A 21,418-nucleotide genomic window follows, 5' to 3' on the forward strand; every position below is an offset into this window, starting at 1 on the left:
ACGAACCAATAGGCACTGCATCATGATGATCGTCGTGCCGCCGAAGGAGGCACGATGATCATTCGCAACGTACGCGTTCTCGGCGGCGAGCCCGTCGACATCCGCGTCGCCGACGGCACCATCACCGAGATCGGCACCGGCCTGCAGGGCGCCGAGGAGATCGTCGACGGCCGCGGCGCGATCGCGCTGCCCGGCCTCGTCGACCTGCACACCCACCTGCGCGAGCCCGGCCGCGAGGACGCCGAGACCGTCCTGACCGGCACCCAGTCGGCCGCCCGCGGCGGCTACACCGCCGTGCACGCCATGGCCAACACCTCGCCCGTCGCCGACACCGCCGGCGTCGTCGAGCAGGTCTACCGGCTCGGCCAGGAAGGCGGCTACTGCGACGTGCAGCCCGTCGGCGCCGTCACCGTCGGCCTGGAGGGCAGGCAACTGGCCGAGCTCGGCGCCATGGCCGACTCCGCCGCCCGCGTGCGCGTCTTCTCCGACGACGGCCACTGCGTCGACGACGCCGTGCTCATGCGCCGCGCGCTGGAGTACGTCAAGGCCTTCGACGGCGTCGTCGCCCAGCACGCCCAGGAGCCCCGCCTCACCTCCGGCGCCCAGATGAACGAAGGCGTCATCTCCGGCCGCCTCGGCCTGGCCGGCTGGCCCGCCGTGGCCGAGGAGGCGATCATCGCCCGCGACTGCCTGCTCGCCGCGCACGTCGGCTCCCGCCTGCACATCTGCCACGTCTCCACCGCCGGATCGGTGGAGATCCTGCGCTGGGCCAAGTCCAAGGGCTGGAACGTCACCGCCGAGGTCACCCCGCACCACCTGCTGCTGACCGACGCACTGGTCGAGGAGTCGCCCAACGGCTCCTACAACCCGATCTACAAGGTCAACCCGCCGCTGCGCACCCGCGCCGACGTCGAGGCGCTGCGCGCGGCCCTGGCCGACGGCACCATCGACGTCGTCGCCACCGACCACGCGCCGCACCCGGTCGAGGACAAGGAGACCGAGTGGGCGGCGGCGGCCATGGGCATGATCGGCCTGGAGACCGCGCTCAGCGTCGTCCAGGAGTCCATGGTCGACACCGGCCTGCTCGACTGGGCCGGCGTGGCCGAGCGCATGTCGCTCAAGCCCGCCGAGATCGGCCGCCTGTCCGGTCACGGCAACCCGCTCGAGGTCGGCGCCCCGGCCAACATCACCCTGTACGACCCGGGCGCCCGCACCGAGGTCGACCCGCGCGCCTTCGCCTCCAAGAGCCGCAACACCCCGTACGAGGGCATGACGCTCCCCGGCCGGATCGTCGCCACCTTCCTCCGCGGCAAGCCGACCGTTCTTGAGGGGAAGCTGGTTTGACACAGGTGAAAAACCGCAGCGTAGCGAGGACGTTTTCACCTGTGCGCGACCAGAGGGAGCCAGGGTGGGGCGCGGAAGACCGCAGTGAAACGAGGGCCTTTTCCCCTGTGCGTGACCAAAGGGAGCAAATGTGAACGCGGTGCTTGTCCTGGAGGACGGTCGTGTCTTCCATGGAACCCCCTACGGCGCCGAGGGTGAGACGTTCGGCGAGATGGTCTTCAACACCGGCATGACCGGCTACCAGGAGACCCTGACCGACCCCTCCTACCACCGGCAGATCGTCGCGATGACCGCCCCGCACGTCGGCAACACCGGCGTCAACGACGAGGACCCCGAGTCCTCGAAGGTGTGGGTCGCCGGTTATGTCGTGCGGGAGCCGTCCCGCGTGGTCTCCAACTGGCGCGCCGACCGCTCCCTGGACGCCTACCTCAAGGAGCAGGGCGTCGTCGGCATCGCCCTGCGCGGCACCCGCGCGCTCACCCGCCACCTGCGCGAGCGCGGCGCGATGCGGGCGGGCGTCTTCAGCGCGCCCACCGTCCCAGTCGAGGAGCTCGTCGAGCGCGTACGGCAGGCCCCGCAGATGACCGGAGCCTCCCTGGCCGAGCAGGTCTCGACCGGCGAGGCCTACGTGATCCCCGCCCAGGGCGAGAAGCGGTTCACCGTGGCCGCCGTCGACCTGGGCATCAAGGGCATGACGCCGCACCGCATGGCGGAGCGCGGCTGCGAGGTGCACGTGCTGCCCGCGTCAGCCACCTTCGAGCAGATCATGGCCGTCGAGCCGGACGGCGTCTTCTTCTCCAACGGGCCGGGCGACCCGGCCACCGCCGACGTCGGCGCGCTGAAGCGGGTGCTGGAGGCTCGGGTGCCGTTCTTCGGCATCTGCTTCGGCAACCAGCTGTTCGGCCGCGCGCTCGGGCTCGGCACCTACAAGCTGGCCTACGGGCACCGCGGGGTGAATCAGCCGGTCCAGGACGTGCGTACCGGGAAGGTGGAGATCTCCGCGCACAACCACGGCTTCGCGGTGGAGGCGCCGCTCGACGGCGCCTTCGACACCCCGTACGGCCCGGCCGAGGTCAGTCACATCAATCTCAACGACCGTTGCGTGGAAGGACTGCGCCTGCTCGACGGGCGCGCCTTCAGCGTGCAGTACCACCCGGAAGCCGCGGCGGGCCCGCATGACGCCGCGTACCTCTTCGACGAGTTCTGCGAGGTCATGCAGCGTGCCTAAGAGAACAGACATCCAATCCGTCCTGGTCATCGGCTCCGGGCCGATCGTGATCGGGCAGGCGTGCGAGTTCGACTACTCCGGCACCCAGGCCTGCCGCGTGCTGCGGGCCGAGGGGTTCCGGGTGATCCTGGTCAACTCCAACCCCGCGACGATCATGACGGACCCGGAGTTCGCCGACGCCACCTACGTCGAGCCGATCACCCCCGAGTTCGTCGAGAAGATCATCGCCAAGGAGCGGCCCGACGCGCTGCTGCCGACGCTCGGCGGGCAGACCGCGCTCAACACCGCGGTCGCCCTGCACGAGGCGGGCGTGCTGGAGCGCTACGAGGTTGAGCTGATCGGCGCCGACTTCGACGCGATCCAGGCGGGGGAGAACCGCGAGCGGTTCAAGGAGATCGTCGCCAAGGTCGCCCGCGAGCAGGGGCTCAACGCCTCCAGCGCCGAGTCGGTGATCTGCCACACCATGGACGACTGCGTGGCCGCCGCCGGGACGCTCGGCTACCCGGTGGTCGTGCGGCCCTCCTTCACCATGGGCGGCGTCGGCTCCGGCTTCGCGTACGACGAGTCCGACCTGCGGCGCATCGCCGGAGCCGGGCTCGACGCGTCGCCGACCACCGAGGTGCTCCTGGAGGAGTCCATCATCGGCTGGAAGGAGTACGAGCTCGAAGTCATGCGCGACAAGCACGACAACGTGGTCATCGTCTGCTCCATCGAGAACATCGACCCGATGGGCGTCCACACCGGCGACAGCGTCACCGTCGCGCCCGCGCTGACCCTCACCGACCGCGAGTACCAGAACATGCGCGACGTGGCCATCGCGGTCATCCGCGAGGTCGGCGTCGACACCGGCGGCTGCAACATCCAGTTCGCGGTGGACCCGGCCACCGGCCGCATGATCGTCATCGAGATGAACCCGCGCGTGTCCCGGTCGAGCGCCCTGGCCTCCAAGGCCACCGGCTTCCCGATCGCGAAGATCGCCGCGAAGCTGGCCATCGGCTACACGCTCGACGAGATCCCCAACGACATCACCCGGGTCACCCCGGCCTCCTTCGAGCCGACGCTCGACTACATCGTGGTCAAGGTGCCGCGCTTCGCGTTCGAGAAGTTCCGCGGGGCCGACCAGACGCTCACCACGCACATGAAGTCCGTGGGCGAGGCCATGGCCATCGGCCGCTCCTTCACCGAGGCGCTGCAGAAGGCGCTGCGGTCGCTGGAGAAGAAGGACTCGTCGTTCACCTGGGCCGGGGCGGTCTCCGGCAAGGCTGAGCTGCTGGACGCGTGCCGTACCCCCCATGACGGACGGCTGCGCACGATGCAGCAGGCCATCAGGGCGGGCGCCACGGCGGAGGAGCTTTTCGAGGCCACCCGCGTGGACCCGTGGTTCGTCGACCAGCTCTTCCTGCTGCACGAGGAGGCGACCGTGCTGGCCGGCGCGCCCGAGCTCACCCGCGAGGGGCTGGAGCGGGCCAAGGGGCACGGCTTCTCCGACGTGCAGATCGGCGAGATCCGCGGCCTCGACGAGACGCGCGTGCGCGACCTGCGCCACGCGCTCGGCCTGCGCCCGGTCTACAACACCGTCGACACTTGCGCGGCCGAGTTCGCCGCGACCACGCCGTATCTCTACTCGACCTACGACGAGGAGAACGAGGTACCCTCCGGCGACCGGCCCAAGGTCCTCATCCTCGGCTCCGGGCCCAACCGCATCGGCCAGGGCATCGAGTTCGACTACGCCTGCGTGCACGCCAGCTTCGAGCTGTCCAGGGCCGGGTTCGAGACCGTCATGGTCAACTGCAACCCGGAGACCGTCTCGACCGACTACGACACCTCCGACCGGCTCTACTTCGAGCCGCTGACGCTGGAGGACGTCCTGGAGGTCGTCCACGCCGAGCAGCAGACCGGCCCGGTCGCGGGCGTCATCGTGCAGCTCGGCGGGCAGACGCCACTCGGCCTCGCGCAGGCGCTCAAGGACGCGGGCGTGCCCGTCGTCGGCACCTCTCCGGAGTCGATCCACCTCGCGGAGGAACGCGGCGCGTTCGGGCGCGTGCTGGCCGAGGCGAACCTGCCCGCGCCCAAGCACGGCACCGCCACCACCGTGGCCGAGGCGCTGGCCGTGGCCGAGGAGATCGGCTACCCGGTGCTGGTGCGGCCCTCGTACGTGCTGGGCGGGGCCGGCATGGCGATCGTCTACGACGACGAGACCCTCACCACCTACATGTCCGCCCAGGAGGGCGGGCACCCGGTGCTGGTCGACAAGTTCCTGGACGAGGCCATCGAGATCGACGTGGACGCGCTCTTCGACGGCCACGAGCTCTACCTCGGCGGCGTCATGGAGCACATCGAGGAGGCCGGCATCCACTCCGGCGACTCGGCGTGCGCGCTGCCGCCGATCACGCTCGGCGGGGCCGACATCAAGCGCATCCGCGCCGCCACCGAGGGCATCGCCCGCGGCGTCGGGGTGCGCGGGCTGCTCAACGTCCAGTACGCGATGTCGGCCGGCGTGCTCTACGTCCTGGAGGCCAACCCGCGCGCCAGCCGTACCGTGCCCTTCGTCTCCAAGGCGACGGCGGTGCCGCTGGCGAAGGCGGCGGCCCGCGTCATGCTCGGCGCCACGCTGAAGGAGCTGCGCGACGAGGGCATGCTGCCGGCCGAGGGCGACGGCGGCACGCTGCCGCTGGACGCCTCGATCGCGGTCAAGGAGGCGGTGCTGCCGTTCAACCGGTTCCGGGGCGTCGACACCGTGCTCGGCCCGGAGATGCGCTCGACCGGCGAGGTCATGGGCATCGACGAGTTCTTCGGCATCGCCTACGCCAAGTCGCAGGCCGCCGCCTACGGCGAGCTGCCCGTCAAGGGCCGCGCGTTCGTCTCGGTGGCCAACCGCGACAAGCGGGCGATGATCTTCCCGGTGCGCGCGCTGGCCGACCTCGGATTCGAGATCCTCGCCACGGAGGGCACCGCCGAGGTGCTGCGCCGCAACGGTGTCCATGCCAAGATCGTGCGCAAGCAGAGCGACGGCACCGGACCCGGAGGTGAGCCCACGATCGTCCAGCGCATCCTGGACGGTGAGGTGGACCTGATCGTCAACACCCCGTTCGGCAGCCCAGGCCAGTCCGGGCCGCGCCTGGACGGCTACGACATCCGCACCGCCGCGGTGCTGCGCGGCATCCCGTGCATCACCACGGTCCAGGGACTCGCCGCGGCCGCCGCGGGCATCCAGGCCAAGGTGCGGGGCGATGTTGGCGTACGGTCCCTCCAGGAGCACGCACGAGCGCTTCGGGGGTGAGCCCCCGCGGGAGGTGAGCGACACTGGCCGGCACTCCGGTGCAGGTGACGGGCACGGTGCTGACGACGCGCCGGGTCGACGCCTACCATGCGCTGACCGTGGTGGCGCCCGGCATCGCCGAGCGCTTCCGCCCCGGCCACTTCGTGTCCGTGTCGGTCGGCGGCGCGAACACCGCGATGGTGACGCGCCGCGCCTTCTACGTGCACGATGTCAAGCCGGAGTACGGCGGCACCGTCGAGCTGGTCTTCAGCGCCGGCGGGCCGGGCACCGCCTGGCTCGCCGAGCGCCGCGCCCGCGACACGATCGACCTCGTGGGACCGCTCGGGCGGCCGTTCCCGCTGCCGCGCGACCCCGTCCACTGCGTGCTCGTCGGTTCCGAGTACGGCTCCGCCGTGCTGTTCCCGCTCGCCGACGCGCTGGCCGAGCGGGGCTGCCGGGTCGACTTCGTGCTCGGGGCGGCCTCGGCCGACCGGGTGTTCGGCGCGATGCGGGCCAGGCGGATGGCCGAGCGGGCCACGGTCACGCTCACCACCGAGGACGGCTCGCTGGGCGTGCGCGGCACGGTCAGCGACGCGCTGCCGGCGGTCGTGGCGGGCACCCGCGCCGACGTCGTCTACGCCTGCGGGCCGATGCGGACGCTGCGCGCGGTCACCGCCGTCGCCATCGAGGCCGACATCCCGGTGCAGGTGGCGGTGGAGGAGTCGATGGCGTGCGGGATCGGCATCTGCATGACGTGCGTGCTGCCGGTCATCGGCGACGACGGTGTGACGAGGATGACGCGGGCGTGCGCGGAGGGCCCGGTGTTCAGGGGGGAGCGCGTGCGGTTCGAGGACGTGGGAACGATCCCGTTCGACGCGTTGGGCGCGCCCGGAGGTGGAGCCCGACATGTCAGTTGATATGCGGACTTTTCTGGGACATGTGGAGCTAGCGAACCCCATCACCACCGCGGCCGGCTGCGCCGCCTCCGGCCGCGAACTCGCCCAGTTCTTCGACCTCCACCGGCTCGGCGCGCTCGTCACCCGCTCCATCACCATGGCCCCACGGGCCGGCCGCCCCACGCCCCGCATGGCCGAGACCCCCGCCGGCCTCCTCAACGCCGTCGGCCTCCAGGGCCCCGGCGTCGACGCCTTCCTGGAGCGCGAACTGCCCTGGCTCGCCCAGCGCGGCATCAAGACCATCGTCTCCATCGGCGGCGGCACCGTCGCCGAGTACGCCGCCCTGGCCCGCAGGCTCGCCGACGCGCCCGGCGTCACCGCCGTCGAGGTCAACCTGTCCTGCCCCAACATCGAGGACCGCGGCCGCGTCTTCGCCCGCGAAGGCGGCGCCGCCGCCGAGGTCATCGCCTCCGTGCGCTCGGTGATGCGCTACGACGTGCCCGTCATCGCCAAACTGGCGCCCGACGTGGCCGACATCGCCGCCGTCGCCCGAGCCTGCGTGGACGCCGGGGCCGACGCGCTTTCCATGATCAACAACCCGCTCGGGATGAGCATCGACACCGTCACGCTCAAGCCCGCCCTGGCCGCGGTGACCGGCGGGCTGTCGGGACCCGCCATCCTGCCGCTCGCCGTACGGTGCGTGTGGCAGGTCCACTCCGCCCTGCCCGGCACCCCCATCATCGGCGTCGGCGGCGTCATGACCGGCGCCGACGCCTTCCAGCTCATCCTCGCCGGAGCCTGCGCCGTCGGCGTGGGCACCGCGCTCTTCCACGACCCCTACGCGTGCCTGCGCATCGAGCGCGAACTCGAGGACCTGCTGCGCGCACGCGGCTTCCAGCGCCTGGCGGACGCCGTCGGCCTCGCCCACCGCCCGCCGGGCAGCGCCGCCCGGCACCTGCACGAAGAGAGTTCCCTTTGACGTTCGCACCCGCACGAGGAGAGACCACCGTGACGCCCGCCCCGATCGCCGTCGCCCTGGACGCGCCGGACCTCGAGACCGCCGCCCGCTGGGCCGCGATGGTCACCCCTCACGTCAGCACGGTGAAGGTCGGGCTCGAACTCTACCTCCGCTACGGGCCCGACGTGATCGACTCCGTCCGCGGGGGCAGCGGGGTGCAGGTCTTCCTGGACCTCAAACTGCACGACATCCCCAATACCGTCGCGGGGGCCGCAAAGGCCGTTTCCCGGCTCCGGCCCGCCATCCTGACCGTCCATGCCGCCGGAGGGCCGGCGATGATCCAGGCGGCCGTACAGGCCGCTCCACACACCAAGATCGCCGCGGTGACCGTGCTGACGTCACTGTCGGAGGCCGACCTGGGCCGGATCGGGCTGTCGGGGCCTGCCGACGACGCGGTGCGGCGGCTGGCCGTACTGTCGGTGCGGGCGGGCGCGACAGCACTGGTCTGCTCCCCGCACGAGGTGGCGGCCGTGCGTTCGGAGGTAGGCCCGGAGATCACCCTGATCACTCCGGGTGTACGGCCGGCGGGCGCGGAAACCCAGGACCAGGCCCGAGTGGCCACCCCGGAACAGGCGATGGCAGACGGCGCGGACCTCCTGGTGATAGGCCGCCCGATCACAGGCTCGGCGGATCCCGGAGCCACAGCCGCAGCCCTGGCCGCCTCCCTCCGCCGCGCCTAAGGGCTCGGGCCTCCGTTTTTCCGAGGGAGGGCAAACCCCGGGGCGAGGGGCCTCCGGCCCCTCCCGCTCCCCGAGCGTCGGCCGGTCGGGTGCCGCGCTGGGCGTTGGCCGGGATGCCTGCCGGGAGTTGGTCCGCTCTAACGCCCGTGCATCGTGGGCGCATCGCGGATGTATCAACCCCGCCAGAGAACCTTCGGGTGTCAGCACAACGGCACCCCGAAGGAGCAGAGCGATGACCGTCACCAACACCCTCACCAGCCAGCCCAGCAAGCTCCGGACCACGATTCTGAGCCTGAACGGCGCCCTGTGGACCCTCCAAGTCCTCTGGGGCCTCTTCTTCGCCGGCAGCGGCTTCGGCAAGGTTCTCCTGTACGACGGCGCTCTCTACGAGGCCGCTCCTCGGGCCGTGGCCTGGTACGCGGCGGTGCCGCAGTCCCTGATCGTCTTCATCGGAGTCGTCGAGGTGCTCGGCGGTATCGGCCTCATCCTGCCTGCGATGACGGGCGTCAAGCGGAAGCTCACGCCGCTCGCCGCGGCCGGGCTGGCCCTGACCATGGTTCTCGCGGCGGGGTTCCATCTGCTGCGCGGCGAGTATGGCCTGATTCCCGCGAACCTCGTGCTGGGGGCCGTCGCGGCGTTCATCGCGATCGGACGATGGAACCTCAGGCCCACCGCGTCGGCGACCCTGACCACCCCGCGCCTGCTCAAGTCGCTCGCGGTCCTCGCGGTCATGGCCCTGCTGGTGTTCGCTCCGACCTGGTACACGATGACCCACGCTCAGTTCTGATCCGCTTGAACAGCTCGCCGGAGCCGTCTGGCTGCGGCTCCCATCGGGGCCCCTGCCGCCTCGTGCTGCACGATCTCGCGGTCGCTCGTGGTGATCAGGTTCGAAATGAACCGGATCACGAGCGGCCGCTTTCGCGTTCGCCGAGTCGCGCTCAACGACCACAGGGTGACGATCCATCGCCTATGGATGGACTTGATCAAGATTCGCGGTTTGGACAACGATCGGGGGGCTTGAGCGGCGCAGAAGACCAGCGCCCCGGCCGCCTGGCGGTCCGAGGAGAGACGATCACCCGGCGTGGCTGGTCCTGTGACACCGGGCCTGGAGTTCGGGTGGCGAGGTCAGAGCGGGTCGTGCTGCCACCGCTTCGAGGTCGGAGCGGGCGGTGCGTCCATCGCTCCGAGATCGGAACGGGTCGTACCGCCGACGCTTGGAGGCCACGGATACGTCTTGGAGGTCAGGGGACGTTTTGGAGGTCAGGGGGACTTTGCGGCGCGGTCGGATTCGCTGCGCAGGACGCAGAACTCGTTGCCTTCCGGGTCGGCGAGGATGACCCAGCCTGAGCCGTCGGGGTTCCGGTGGTCGGCGACCCAGGCGGCGCCGAGGTTCAGCAACCGCTCCATCTCCTCCTCGCGGGAGGTCTCGGGGCGCAGGCACAGGTGGATCCGGTTCTTGATCACCTTCTTCTCGGGCACCTGGTTGAAGTGCAGGATCGGGCCCACTGGCAGCATCACCTGGGTCTCGTGGTCGCCTGGCCGGTCCTCCGGATGCAGCGGCCTGCCGGTCACCTCGCTCCAGAAGCAGGCCAGCTTGTAGGCATCCGCACAATCGATCGCAACGTTCTGCACCACCGAAACCATGAGTGGGAGCCTGCCTGAGCCCTCCCTTCGTGCGCCACCGAATTCCGGCACCACATGGCGTCGCGGAAGCGGGGGAGTTGCGAAGGCGGGGGAATTGCGAAGGCGCGGAAGCGGGGGAGTTGCGAAGGCGGGGGAATTGCGAAGGCGGGGGAGTGGGGGAGTTGCGGAGGCGGAAGCCGCGGAGGCGGAACCGCGCGAGGTCTTCCGGGAGTTGCGCGAGGCAGCGCGAGGTAGTCCGGGAGTTGCGTGAGGTCACCGAGAGTCGCGTGGGGTCTTCCGTGAGTAGTGCGAAGTAGTCCGGAAGCTGCGTGAGGTCACCGGGGAGTCGCGCGAAGTCTTCCGGGAGTCGTGCGGCGGGTACGTGACCGCCCCGTGCCCGAGTACCGGAAGCGCCGGACGATCAAGATCGAAAGTGCCGCACGACCAAGAAGCGTGTTCCGGTCGTGCGGCACTTCCCCCTCGCCTGCCCTCGCCGTTCCCCACGTTGTTCGCGAGTGAGACTCGCGTGCCGTCAAGCTAACCCCGAGTCAGGGCGTGATCACCGCACTGGGAGTCGCCGGGTGGAAAAGCCTTCCACCGGGTAGAAGAAACCTCCACCCACAGGTGCGATCGAGGCGTCAGCGAAGAGGCTCGGGAGAAGAGAAGGTCTCGGTTCGGTAACGGCTTTTCGGGTCGCGGTAAGAGGGTTTTCGGGTGACGGTCAGTAGTCATGATCGTTATTGGCCCTGGCGGGTGACGATCTTCGAGAACCGGGAAGTGAGCGCGATTTGATCAGCTCATTGTAGTTTTACAAACACGGAGAGTTAAGAACTGGATTTTGTGGTGAGAGAAACCGCTCTTTGCGTTGCTTAGGTGGCGATGACCAGCTAGTTTCCCCTCTCGTCCGAGTACATCGACAGAAATTCGAGGTGACCCGGCGTGGCTCTTCCTCCGTTGACCCCCGAGCAGCGCGCCGCAGCCCTGGAGAAGGCTGCCAAGGCCCGTAAAGAGCGTGCCGAGGTCAAGAACCGGCTCAAGCATGGCGCGGTTTCTCTGGCTGAGGTGCTCAAGGATGGGCAGACCGACGACGTCATCGGCAAGATGAAGGTGTCGGCGCTTTTGGAGTCGCTCCCAGGCGTGGGCAAGGTCCGCGCCAAGCAGCTTATGGAGCGGCTCACCATCGCCGAGTCGCGCCGCGTGCGCGGCCTCGGCGCGAACCAGAGGGCCGCCCTTGAGCGCGAGTTCGGTGGCGGCGAGAGCTAATCTCGTCTTCACACGAAAGCGCAGCTTCAGCGGGGGGTAGGAAGTGACCGACATGTCTTGGTCCGACAGTTTGAGGGCCCACGACACACAGGTCGACCTCCTTCCCTCCAGACGCCTGACGGTCCTGTCGGGACCGTCGGGCGTGGGGAAGTCCACGGTCGTCGCCGAGATCCGGCGGTCCCACCCCGAGGTGTGGCTGTCGGTCTCGGTGACCACCAGAAAGCCCCGCCCCGGCGAGTCGCACGGCGTGCAGTACTTCTTCGCCGACGACGACGAGTTCGACCGGCTCATCGAGGCGGACGAACTGCTCGAATGGGCGGAGTTCGCCGGCAACCGCTACGGTACGCCGCGCCGCCCCGTGCTCGACCGGCTCACGAACGGCGTGCCCACCCTCCTGGAGATCGACCTCCAGGGCGCCAGGCAGGTACGCAAGACGATGCCGGAGGCGCTCCTGGTCTTCCTGGCCCCGCCCACGTGGGAGGAGCTGGAACGCCGGCTGCGCGGCCGGGGCACCGAACCCGAGGACGTCATCGAACGCCGCCTGGCCGCCGGACGCGTCGAATGCGCGGCGGAACCCGAGTTCGACATCACACTTGTGAACACGAGTGTCCAGGATGTATGTCATCGGCTGATAGCCTTGATGACGGACCCTCAGGGGGTCACGACATCCACCAACCGAGAGGTCTGACAATCGTGGCAGGCATTGCCCCGGTCGCTGAGGGAATCACCAACCCGTCGATCGACTCTCTGCTCGACATCGTCGACAGCAAGTACTCTTTGGTGATCATGGGCGCCAAGCGCGCCAGGCAGATCAACGCCTACTACTCGCAGCTCGGCGAGGGCCTGCTCGAGTACGTCGGCCCGCTGGTCGAGACCCACGCCCAGGAGAAGCCGCTCTCCATCGCGCTGCGCGAGGTCTCCGAGGGCCTGCTCAACGCCGAGCCCATCGAAGGCGCGGTCTGACCGTTCGACTCCAGCTCTCGACACCGCCCAGGGGCGGAGCCGGGAGCTGCGCCGTGTCCGGACCCCGGGCGGAGCCGCACCAGCGCTGAGCTCTAGGGTTGGGGCGATCCGTGCGGAGGAGAAGGGGTGGCGGCGCGCCGATGAAGGTCGTACTGGGCGTCAGCGGCGGCATCGCCGCCTACAAGGCGTGTGAGCTGCTCCGGCTGTTCACCGAGTCCGGGCACGAGGTGCGCGTGGTGCCCACCCGCGACGCGCTCCGGTTCGTCGGCGAACCGACCTGGGCGGCGCTGTCCGGCAACCCGGTGACCACCGAGGTGTGGGAGAACGTCCACGAGGTGCCGCACGTCCGCATCGGGCAGAACGCCGACCTCGTGATCGTCGCCCCGGCCACCGCGGACGTCCTCGCCAAAGCCGCCCAAGGGCTGACCGGCGACCTGCTCACCACCACGCTGCTGACGGCGCGCAGCCCGGTGGTGTTCGCGCCCGCGATGCACACCGAGATGTGGGACCACCCCGCCACCCGCGCCAACGTCGCCACCCTGCGCGAGCGCGGCGCCCTCGTCATCGACCCCGCCTCGGGCCGCCTGACCGGCGCCGACACCGGCCCAGGACGGCTGCCCGACCCCGAGGAGATCTTCGAGGTCTGCCGCCGCGTGCTGCGCGGGTCGCCGCGCGACCTGGCCGGCCGCCGGGTGGTCGTCTCCGCGGGTGGCACCCGCGAGGCGATCGATCCGGTCCGCTTCATCGGCAACCGCTCCTCCGGCCTTCAGGGGTACGCGCTGGCGCGCACGGCCGTGGCACGCGGCGCCGAGGTGACCCTGATCGCGGCCAACGTCACGCTGCCCGATCCGGCCGGGGTCAAGGTCGTGCGGGTGGAGTCGACGGCGCAGCTGCGTGAGGCCGTGCTGTCGGCCTCGGAGGGCGCCGACGCGGTGGTGATGGCCGCGGCCGTGGCCGACTTCCGGCCGGTGACGCGGGCCACGTCCAAGATCAAGAAGACGTCCGACGATCCTGAGGCCATCCGGCTCACGAAAAATCCCGACATTCTCGCCGAGCTTGGCGTGCGCCGTACCCAGGCAAGAAACAGCGCCACCCCGGCGGACGGAACCCCCGCGGACGGAACCCCCGCGGACGGAACCCCCGCGGACGGAACCGCTGCGGGCGGAACCCTTGCGGACGGGACTGCGGCGGAAGGGGTCGCGGCGAGCGGGACCGCTGCGGGCGGTGGCGTGGGCGGGCCGGCGGTGATCGTGGGGTTCGCGGCGGAGACCGATGACGTGCTGGCCAACGGCCAGGCCAAGCTGGCCCGCAAGGGGTGTGACCTTCTGGTGGTCAACCAGGTCGGCGAGCACCTCGCCTTCGGCACCCCCGACAACGCGGCCACGATCCTGGTCGCCGGGGGAGACCCGGTCGAGGTCCCGAGGGGCCCGAAGGAAGATCTGGCCGACACCCTCTGGTCCCTGGTCGCCGCACGCCTGGCCGAATAGCCCCCCTGCCCTCTTAGCCCATGTGACCTGGCTTCCTCACTAATGGGACAAATGTGTACACGCTCCGTAATGTGGGGATGAGACGCCTCAGGGGTCAGTGAAGCTACGACTGGGGGCGGTCGGGGTTGTCAGCATTCAGGCACGTCATACGCGCACTGCTCATCACCGGCGCCCTCCTGGCCATCCCGGCGGCGGCGTCCGCCGAGGCGCCCGAGGCCATCACCCAGACCGTCACCGACCAGGCCGGCGCGCTCGGGAACCGGGCGGGCGAGGTTCAGGCCGCCATCAACCAGCTCGAAGCCGAGCACGGCATCCGCCTCTACGTCGTCTACGTCAACGGCTTCTCCGGCTGGAACGCCACCACCTGGGCCGACCAGACCGCCGGACTGAGCCGCCTGGGCCGTGACGACCTGCTGATGGCCGTCGCCACGCAGGAACGCCGTTACGCCGTGTCCGCCGACACGAACTTCCCGCTGTCCACCGAGCAGCTGAACAAGGTCGCGCAGGAGACGATCGTCCCCGCGCTGCGGAACGACGACTGGGCGGGCGCGGCGGTGGGAGCCGCCAAGGGGTACGGCACCGCCATGGCGAACCCGGCCAACCCCGAAGGCCGCAGCGCCTGGTGGCTGGCGGGTGCGGGGGTGCTGGCCGCGGCCGGCGGGGGCGTCTACCTGTACTCGCGCCGCCGCAAGACCTCACGCCACGCCGCCGCGGCCAAGGACCTGGAGACCCGGGCGGGACAGGCGCTTGTCCACACCGACGACGCGGTCAAGACCTCCGAGCAGGAGGTGGGGTTCGCGACGGCGCAGTTCGGCGAGGAGGCGGCGCAGCCGTTCGCCGAAGCGCTCGAGTACGCCAAAGGCGAGCTCGACCAGGCTTTCCGGCTCCGCCAGCAGCTTGACGACGAGGTCCCCGAGGACGACGTGACCCGCCACGCGATGCTGCAGGAGATCGTCAAGCGGTGTGCGGACGCCAACGCCCGGCTCGACGCCGAGTCCGAGGCCTTCGACCGGCTGCGCGACATGGAGAAGCAGGCCCCGCGCGTGCTCGCCGAGGTCCAGCAGGCGCACGCCGAGCTCACCCCCAAGCTCGCCGAGGTACGGCGGGCCATGGCGGCCACCAACGAGCGCTTCGCCCACAGCGCCCTGACCCCCGTCGAGGACAACCCGGACGACGCGGCCAACCGCCTGGAGTTCGCCGGCCAGACGCTCGCCGCCGCGCAGGCGTCGCTGGAGCAGGGGGAGTCGGGCAAGGCGGTCGCCCAGGTGCTGGCCGCGCAGTCGGCCGTGGACCAGGCCAGGCAGCTCATGGAGGCGGTGACCAGGCGGGCCGACGACATCCACCAGGCGGCGGCCGGGCTCAAGCCCGCCCTGGAGACCGTCGCGGCCAACCTGTCGGCGGCGAAGGCGCTGGCCGCCGATGAGGCGTATGCGGCGGACCTGGCGCCCCAGATCGCGTACGCGGAGAGCACCGCGACCCAGGTGGCCGAGGACGTCGTCGCGACGCGCGTGGACCCGATCGCGTTGCTGCGCCGGGTGGAGGAGGCGCAGACGACGCTGGACGAGGCGCTGAAGGGCGTACGCGACAAGAAGGCCCGTCAGGAGCAGGCGCGCAGCATGCTCGACCAGGCGATGCTGACGGCCCGCAGCGAGATCGCGGCCACCAGGGACTTCATCACCACCAACCGCGGCGCGGTCGGCAGCACGGCGCGCACCCGGATCGCCGAGGCCGAACGCCTGCTGGCCGAGGCGCGGGCGCGGGCGGGGGAGGACCCGTCGGCGGCGCTCGCCGCCGCACAGCGCGCCGACCAGCTCGCCCAGGAGGCCGGGCAGGCGGCGCGGGGCGAGGTGTCGGCGTTCGGCTACGGACGGACCGGCAACGGCAGGGGCGGCGCCGACGCCATGATGGGCGCGGTCCTGGGCGGCATCCTCATCGACGGGATGATGGGCGGCATGATGTCCGGCCGCGGCGCGGGCCGCGGCGGCGGCCGCCAGCCCGCGGGGACGAGCAGGCGCGGCCAGGCGCCGGGCAGCTTCGGCGGCTCGGGTACACGAGGGCGGAGGGGCTCAGGGGGAGCCTTCTGACCCGGAAACGATCACATATCGGGGGAATGAGCAATGTCCAAACAGTCCATCTTCGGCCGTGTCGCCCAGCTGGCCAGGGCCAACATCAACGCGCTGCTGGACTCGGCCGAGGATCCGCAGCTGATGCTCGACCAGATGGTGCGCGACTACACCGACAACATCGCCGAGGCGGAGAAGGCCATCGCGCAGACCATCGGGTCGCTGCGGATGGTCGAGGCCGACTACCGCGAGGACGTGGAGGCGGCCGGGGAGTGGGGCAAGAAGGCCATGGCCGCCAGCCAGCGCGCCGACCAGCTGCGGGCGGCGGGGCAGCGCATGGAGGCGGACAAGTTCGACGAACTCGCCAAGGTCGCCCTCGGTCGTCAGATGTCCGCCGAGCAGGAGGCGAAGGCCGCGGAACCCGGCATCACCGCGCAACGTGAGGTCGTCGAAAAGCTCAAGTCGGGCCTCCAGCAGATGAGGAACAAGCTCGGCGAACTCCGCAGCAAGCGCGACGAACTCGTCTCCCGCGCCAAGACCGCCCAGGCCCAGTCGCAGGTCCAGGACGCGATCAAGAGCATCGACATCCTCGACCCGACCAGCGAGGTCAGCCGCTTCGAAGAGAAGATCAAGCGGGAGGAGGCGAAGGTCATCGGACAGCAGGAACTGGCCGCCTCGTCGCTCGACGCCCAGTTCGAGAGCCTGGAGGACGTCAGCGCCCAGGCCGAGATCGAGGCCCGCCTGGCCGCCCTCAAAATGGGCAAGCCCCTCCAAATCCCATCCCCCAACTGACCTGCTTCCCGGCCGCGCCCGCACTTCCGGCGCGGCCGGGAGTTTTCCCCGCCTTCCGTCTCTTGCGGTGGCCGTCTGTCGGGGCTCGCGTCCGTCACGCCCGCTATCCGTTACGGCTCCCGCCGGCTTGCCCGCCCCGCCGTCGTGGGCGCGCGCCCGTCGAGCGCCGGTCGTGAAGGCCAACAACATCCCGCCGTGACGACTCCGCTCCTGGCCCACCGCCGTGGCTCACCCTGGACCCGCTGCCCGTTGCTTGGTCCGGGTCTGCGGCTGTGGCTTGCCCCTTGGCCGCTTCTGTGGTTGTTTCCCCGGGCTTGTTGTCCTGGGTCTCTTGTGGAGTTGGATGTTGCCGCGTTGCCGTACCCCTGCGGATAATTACACAAAGGGGGAGAACACAGATGCCGGTAGGAACCGCGGTGAGGGACCGCTGCAGGACGCTGCTCGGACCCGACGAACAGATCAGATACGTGTTTCCCGCCCTGTCGGTGGGGCCGCCGGGGATGGCCAACTTCCTCATCGTGGTCACCGACGGGGCGATCTCGGTGCTCGCCACCAGGATGCTCAGGAGCGACCGGCCGGTGTCGGTTTATGCCACGTTCCCGAGGGCGACACGCCTGGGCCCCATCATGACTGGATCGATCATCGAGTTGGGCTCGATGGCCTTCGAGTTCGATGAGGAGTACGTCGCCGTGGTGAGAGCGGCGGACGCGGAGATCTTCGCGCCCGAGACGCTCCCGCCCGACCCACTGCCGGATCTCTGAATCGGCCCGTGGTTTCGCTACCTGGCCTCCCGTGGGGCTAGACTTCGGCGAGGCCCAGGCTGGTGTCCACCTGTCCGAGCCGCATTTACGTCAGCAGCCGCTGCATGAGGAGCCACTGAGTTGTCACGTCGCCTGTTCACCTCCGAGTCGGTCACCGAGGGCCACCCGGACAAGATCGCCGACCAGATCAGTGACGCGATTCTCGACGCCATGCTCAAGGACGACCACAAGAGCAGGGTCGCCGTCGAGACGATGATCACTACCGGCCAGGTCCACGTCGCGGGCGAGGTGACGACCGAGACCTATGTCGACATCCCCGGCGTCATCCGCGAGAAGATCCTTGAGATCGGCTACGACGCCTCGCACAAGGGCTTCGACGGCGCGTCCTGCGGCGTCTCCGTCTCGATCGGCGCGCAGTCGCCCGACATCGCCCAGGGCGTCGACGACGCCTACGAGCACCGCGAGGAGGGCGTCGGCGACGAGCTCGACCGCCAGGGCGCCGGTGACCAGGGTCTGATGTTCGGCTACGCCTGCCGCGAGACCCCCGAGCTGATGCCGCTGCCGATCATGCTCGCGCACCGGCTCGCCCAGCGCCTGTCGGAGGTCCGCAAGTCGGGCACCGTGCCGTACCTGCGCCCCGACGGCAAGACCCAGGTCACCATCGAGTACGACGGCGACACCCCGGTCCGCCTCGACACCGTGGTCGTCTCCACGCAGCACGCGGCCGAGATCGACCTCAAGGAGATGCTCGCCCCAGACATCAAGGAGCACGTGGTCGACCCCGTGCTCGCCGGGCTCGAGATCGACATCGAGGGCTACCGCCTGCTGGTCAACCCGACCGGCCGCTTCGAGATCGGCGGCCCCATGGGCGACGCCGGCCTCACCGGCCGCAAGATCATCATTGACACGTACGGCGGCATGGCCCGCCACGGCGGCGGCGCCTTCTCCGGCAAGGACCCGTCCAAGGTGGACCGCTCGGCCGCCTACGCCATGCGCTGGGTCGCCAAGAACGTCGTCGCGGCCGGCCTGGCCGACCGCTGCGAGGTCCAGGTCGCCTACGCCATCGGCAAGGCCCAGCCGGTCGGTCTGTTCGTGGAGTGCTTCGGCACCGAGAAGGTCGAGGTCGACAAGATCCAGGCCGCCGTCCTGCAGGTGTTCGACCTCCGTCCCGCGGCCATCATCCGCGACCTTGACCTGCTGCGCCCGATCTACTCCGAGACCGCCGCCTACGGCCACTTCGGCCGCGAGGGATTCTCCTGGGAGTCGACCGACCGCGCCGAGTCCCTCCGCACCGCCGCCGGCCTCTGACCGGCACCCCGTCTCCACCGCCTGAGCCCTGAGCCCCGCCACCCGGCGCCTCAGGGCTCAGGCATGCCCGGCCCCGACGCTGCCCGAGGGCTACACCGACCTCCGGCCGCCTGCGCGGTCGCGGCCGGCCGGGGTTCTGGACACCCAGGATCGGGGGTCCTGCGTGCTCCGGGGCAGAGGCAGCTCGGGGGCGCGGTGTGTCTTGCGTGCTCCGGGTAAGAGGGCTGGCCGGGGAAGCTCGCCGAGCCTCAGCCGGTCGCCCTGCGGCCCAGGCTGTCAGGGGCGATGGCCTCCGGGGCGGGGCTTCGGTGGGAGATGTGGTCCTGTGGCCTGGAATGTGATGGGTGGTTGGGTGTGTCTGGTCCAAGATCCATATAACGTGTTCGCAGGGATCTTCCGGAAACCGGGCCTGCCACATGGGCTGCGGGTGCGGCTTGTTGGGGGTGCGGGACCATGCCGTGGCGGGCAGCCCTCCCCACCGCCGTCACCAGCTTCGTAGGACGCCGTCAGGAGGTCGCCGGGGTCCGCAGGATGCTGCAGCGCAGCCGCCTGGTGACGGTGACCGGGATCGCGGGCGTGGGCAAGACGCGCGTGGCCGTACGGGCGGCTCAGCTCATGCGGCGGGCGTTCACCGACGGCGTCACCTACGTCGAGCTGTCCGGCGCCACCACGGCCGAAGCGGTGGACGAGGCGATCGCGCAGGCCCTGGGTGTCAGCGCGCCCGCCGAGTCGGCCGCTCATGTGGCAGATCGTCGCATGCTCCTGGTGCTCGACACGTGCGAGCACGTCGCCGAGGCCTGTTCGAGGCTGGCCCAGGCCCTGCTGCCCGCCGCGCCCGGCCTGCACATCCTGGTCACCAGCCGCCAGGCCTTACGCGCCCCCGGCGAGCACATCGTGATCGTCCGGCCGCTGGCCGTGCCGGGGCCGGAGACCGAACCGGCGGCTGTGGCGCACGTCGAGTCGGTGGCGTTGTTCCTGGACCGGGTGGCCGCCGTGGACCCGGCGTTCGAGCTGGGGCCGGACAACGCCGCGGTCGTGGCCGAGCTGTGCCGGCGCATCCAGGGCATCCCGCTGGCCATCGAGCTGACCGCAGTGCGCGCCCGGCTGCTGCCCGTCGCCCGGCTCCTGCAGCTCATGGACGCCTACGGCTCGCTGGGCCACGCGGGTTCGCGCACCCGCGGCGGACGCCACTCCACGATGCAGGCGGCCATCGCCTGGAGCCACGACCTGTGCGCCAAGGAGGAACGGCTGCTGTGGGAGCGGTTGACCGTCTTCTCCGGCCCGTTCGACCTGGACGCCGCCGAGCACGTCTGCTCCGACGCCGACCTGCCCGACACCCTGGTCTATCCGACGCTGGCCGCGCTGGTCGAGAAGTCGATCGTGGTCCGCGAGCACGACGGGCGGCGCACCGAGTACCGGATGCTGGACGGTCTGCGCGAGTACGCCATGGGACGCATGACGGAGCCGGAGACCGAGCGGTTGCGGGCGCGCCACCGCGAGCACTACTTCGCCGTCGCCCGCCGCTTCGGCGTGGAGCGCGCCGGCCGCGACCGCGTGGAGGAGGTGCTGCGCGCGCGTTCCGACTGGCCGAACCTGCGCGCCGCCCTGGAGTCCTACGCCGCCGACCCCGCCGCGCGCGCCGCCGGTCTGGAGATGGGGTTGCGTCTCGGCTATCTGTGGGTGTTCGGCGGCATGGCCAGGTACGGCCGGCAGTACCTCGACCGCCTGCTCCCCACCACCGAGGCCCCCGACTGGATCCGCCTGGGCGCCCACCTGGAGCTCGCCCACATCGCCATCGGCCAGGGCGACCTGCCCGCCGCCCGGCGCGCGCTGGCCGGGGCGGAGGAGCCGGCGGCCCGGCTGGGCACGCTCGGTGGCCTGCACCTCACGAAGATGCGCGGCACGCTGCGGTTCTGCGAAGGCGACCTGGAGGCTGCCGAACTGCTGCTGCGCCAGAGCGTGGACGGGCTATCGGCACACGGCGGCATCCACCTGCTCAACGGCCTGATCGAGCTGGGACTGACGTTGCTGACGGCGGGCCGTACCGAAGAGGCGGAACGGGCGCTGACCCGGGCGGCGCGGCTGTGCGCTCAGGCGGGTGACGGGTGCGGCGCGGCGTGGGCGGACCTGGCGCTGGCGCTGCTGCTGCGGCAGCGCGGACGGACCGGCGAGGCCGAGGAGCACGCGCGCGCGGCGCTGCGCACGCACGCGCGGGTGGAGACGACGTTCGGGCGGGCGTTCTGCGTGGAGGTGCTGGCGTGGCTGGCGGCCGACCGCGGCGCGCACGCGCGGGCGGCGCGGCTGCTGAGCGCCGCGCACCGGCTGTGGGGCGCCGAGGTGCGGCCGCTGCTGGGTTCGCCGCATCTGGCGGCCGAGCGCAAGCGCTACCAGGACGAGCTGGCCGAGGCGCTGGGGTCCCAGCTGGAACGCGTCAAGGCCGCGGGACGGGCGCTGTCGGCGGAGGAGGCGATCGCCGAGGCGCTGTCCGGCGAGCCGGAGGAGAGGGAACCGCCGGCGGTCCCGGCGTGGGCGCCGCTGACGCCGCGCGAGGCCGACGTCGCCGGCCTGGTCGCCGCCGGGCTCACCAACCGGCTGATCGCCCACCGGCTCGTCGTGGCCCCGCGCACGGTCGACACGCACGTCGAGAACATCCTCGCCAAACTCGGCTTTTCCGGACGCAGCCAGATCGCGGCATGGGTGATCCGACGCCGGCAGCGGGAGGAAAGCTGAGCA

The 21,418-nt window shown here is 70.7% G+C and carries 17 protein-coding genes; 16 read left to right on the forward strand and 1 reads right to left on the reverse strand.

From position 1 onward, the window contains the following. The first annotated feature begins 54 nt into the window (after positions 1-54). The 7 genes from HNR40_RS12365 to HNR40_RS12395 all read left to right on the forward strand — a co-directional run bounded on the left by HNR40_RS12365 (position 55) and on the right by HNR40_RS12395 (position 9,212). Positions 55-1,344: a dihydroorotase gene (locus tag HNR40_RS12365; protein WP_184960634.1), complete on the forward strand. Its 1,290-nt coding sequence runs from the start codon at positions 55-57 to the stop codon at positions 1,342-1,344. A gap of 130 nt (positions 1,345-1,474) precedes the next feature. Next, positions 1,475-2,572: a glutamine-hydrolyzing carbamoyl-phosphate synthase small subunit gene (carA, locus tag HNR40_RS12370; protein ID WP_184960635.1), complete on the forward strand. Its 1,098-nt coding sequence runs from the start codon at positions 1,475-1,477 to the stop codon at positions 2,570-2,572. Further along, entirely contained in the window at positions 2,565-5,852 is a 3,288-nt protein-coding gene (gene carB, locus HNR40_RS12375) for a carbamoyl-phosphate synthase large subunit (RefSeq protein WP_184960636.1), read from the forward strand. Before carA ends, carB begins: the two co-directional genes overlap by 8 nt. A gap of 23 nt (positions 5,853-5,875) precedes the next feature. Continuing rightward, complete coding sequence (locus HNR40_RS12380; RefSeq protein ID WP_221340338.1) at positions 5,876-6,748, forward strand: dihydroorotate dehydrogenase electron transfer subunit; 873 nt, start codon at positions 5,876-5,878, stop codon at positions 6,746-6,748. Then, positions 6,738-7,706 (forward strand): dihydroorotate dehydrogenase, encoded by a 969-nt coding sequence (locus tag HNR40_RS12385; protein WP_184960638.1) that lies wholly within the window; start codon positions 6,738-6,740, stop codon positions 7,704-7,706. Before HNR40_RS12380 ends, HNR40_RS12385 begins: the two co-directional genes overlap by 11 nt. Positions 7,707-7,735: 29 nt before the next feature. Next, positions 7,736-8,425, forward strand: coding sequence for an orotidine-5'-phosphate decarboxylase (gene pyrF / locus HNR40_RS12390; protein WP_184960639.1), 690 nt, complete (start codon positions 7,736-7,738; stop codon positions 8,423-8,425). Positions 8,426-8,657: 232 nt separating this feature from the next. Then, positions 8,658-9,212: a DoxX family protein gene (locus HNR40_RS12395; protein ID WP_184960640.1), complete on the forward strand. Its 555-nt coding sequence runs from the start codon at positions 8,658-8,660 to the stop codon at positions 9,210-9,212. A gap of 473 nt (positions 9,213-9,685) precedes the next feature. On the opposite strand, the gene HNR40_RS12400 is transcribed toward HNR40_RS12395, so the two are convergent. After that, on the reverse strand, positions 9,686-10,069 hold the full coding sequence (locus HNR40_RS12400) for a VOC family protein (RefSeq protein ID WP_184960641.1): 384 nt from the start codon (positions 10,067-10,069) through the stop codon (positions 9,686-9,688). Between the two features lie 918 nt (positions 10,070-10,987). On the opposite strand from HNR40_RS12400, the gene mihF reads away from it, so the two are divergent. The 9 genes from mihF (at position 10,988) to HNR40_RS12450 (ending at position 21,415) form a co-directional block, all read left to right on the forward strand. Then, positions 10,988-11,311: an integration host factor, actinobacterial type gene (gene mihF / locus HNR40_RS12405; protein ID WP_157244637.1), complete on the forward strand. Its 324-nt coding sequence runs from the start codon at positions 10,988-10,990 to the stop codon at positions 11,309-11,311. Positions 11,312-11,363: 52 nt separating this feature from the next. Next, complete coding sequence (gene gmk / locus HNR40_RS12410) at positions 11,364-11,999, forward strand: guanylate kinase (RefSeq protein ID WP_184960642.1); 636 nt, start codon at positions 11,364-11,366, stop codon at positions 11,997-11,999. Between the two features lie 5 nt (positions 12,000-12,004). Further along, complete coding sequence (rpoZ, locus tag HNR40_RS12415) at positions 12,005-12,274, forward strand: DNA-directed RNA polymerase subunit omega (RefSeq protein WP_184960643.1); 270 nt, start codon at positions 12,005-12,007, stop codon at positions 12,272-12,274. Between the two features lie 140 nt (positions 12,275-12,414). Continuing rightward, a complete protein-coding gene (gene coaBC, locus HNR40_RS12420; protein WP_221340290.1) occupies positions 12,415-13,761 on the forward strand; it encodes a bifunctional phosphopantothenoylcysteine decarboxylase/phosphopantothenate--cysteine ligase CoaBC in 1,347 nt (448 codons plus the stop codon). A 125-nt stretch (positions 13,762-13,886) separates the two neighbouring features. Beyond that, positions 13,887-15,845: a TPM domain-containing protein gene (locus tag HNR40_RS12430; RefSeq protein WP_184960644.1), complete on the forward strand. Its 1,959-nt coding sequence runs from the start codon at positions 13,887-13,889 to the stop codon at positions 15,843-15,845. A gap of 33 nt (positions 15,846-15,878) precedes the next feature. Then, positions 15,879-16,616 carry a PspA/IM30 family protein gene (locus HNR40_RS12435; RefSeq protein WP_184960645.1) on the forward strand — a complete coding sequence of 246 codons (738 nt, stop codon included), beginning with the start codon at positions 15,879-15,881 and terminating at the stop codon, positions 16,614-16,616. A 398-nt stretch (positions 16,617-17,014) separates the two neighbouring features. Then, positions 17,015-17,377, forward strand: a complete 363-nt coding sequence (locus HNR40_RS12440) for a hypothetical protein (RefSeq protein ID WP_184960646.1) — start codon at positions 17,015-17,017, stop codon at positions 17,375-17,377. Between the two features lie 120 nt (positions 17,378-17,497). Further along, positions 17,498-18,685 (forward strand): methionine adenosyltransferase, encoded by a 1,188-nt coding sequence (metK, locus tag HNR40_RS12445; protein WP_184960647.1) that lies wholly within the window; start codon positions 17,498-17,500, stop codon positions 18,683-18,685. A 453-nt stretch (positions 18,686-19,138) separates the two neighbouring features. After that, positions 19,139-21,415, forward strand: coding sequence for an ATP-binding protein (locus tag HNR40_RS12450; protein ID WP_184960648.1), 2,277 nt, complete (start codon positions 19,139-19,141; stop codon positions 21,413-21,415). The last annotated feature ends 3 nt before the right edge of the window (positions 21,416-21,418 follow it).

This window comes from Nonomuraea endophytica (genome assembly GCF_014203235.1).
Lineage (GTDB): Bacteria > Actinomycetota > Actinomycetes > Streptosporangiales > Streptosporangiaceae > Nonomuraea > Nonomuraea endophytica.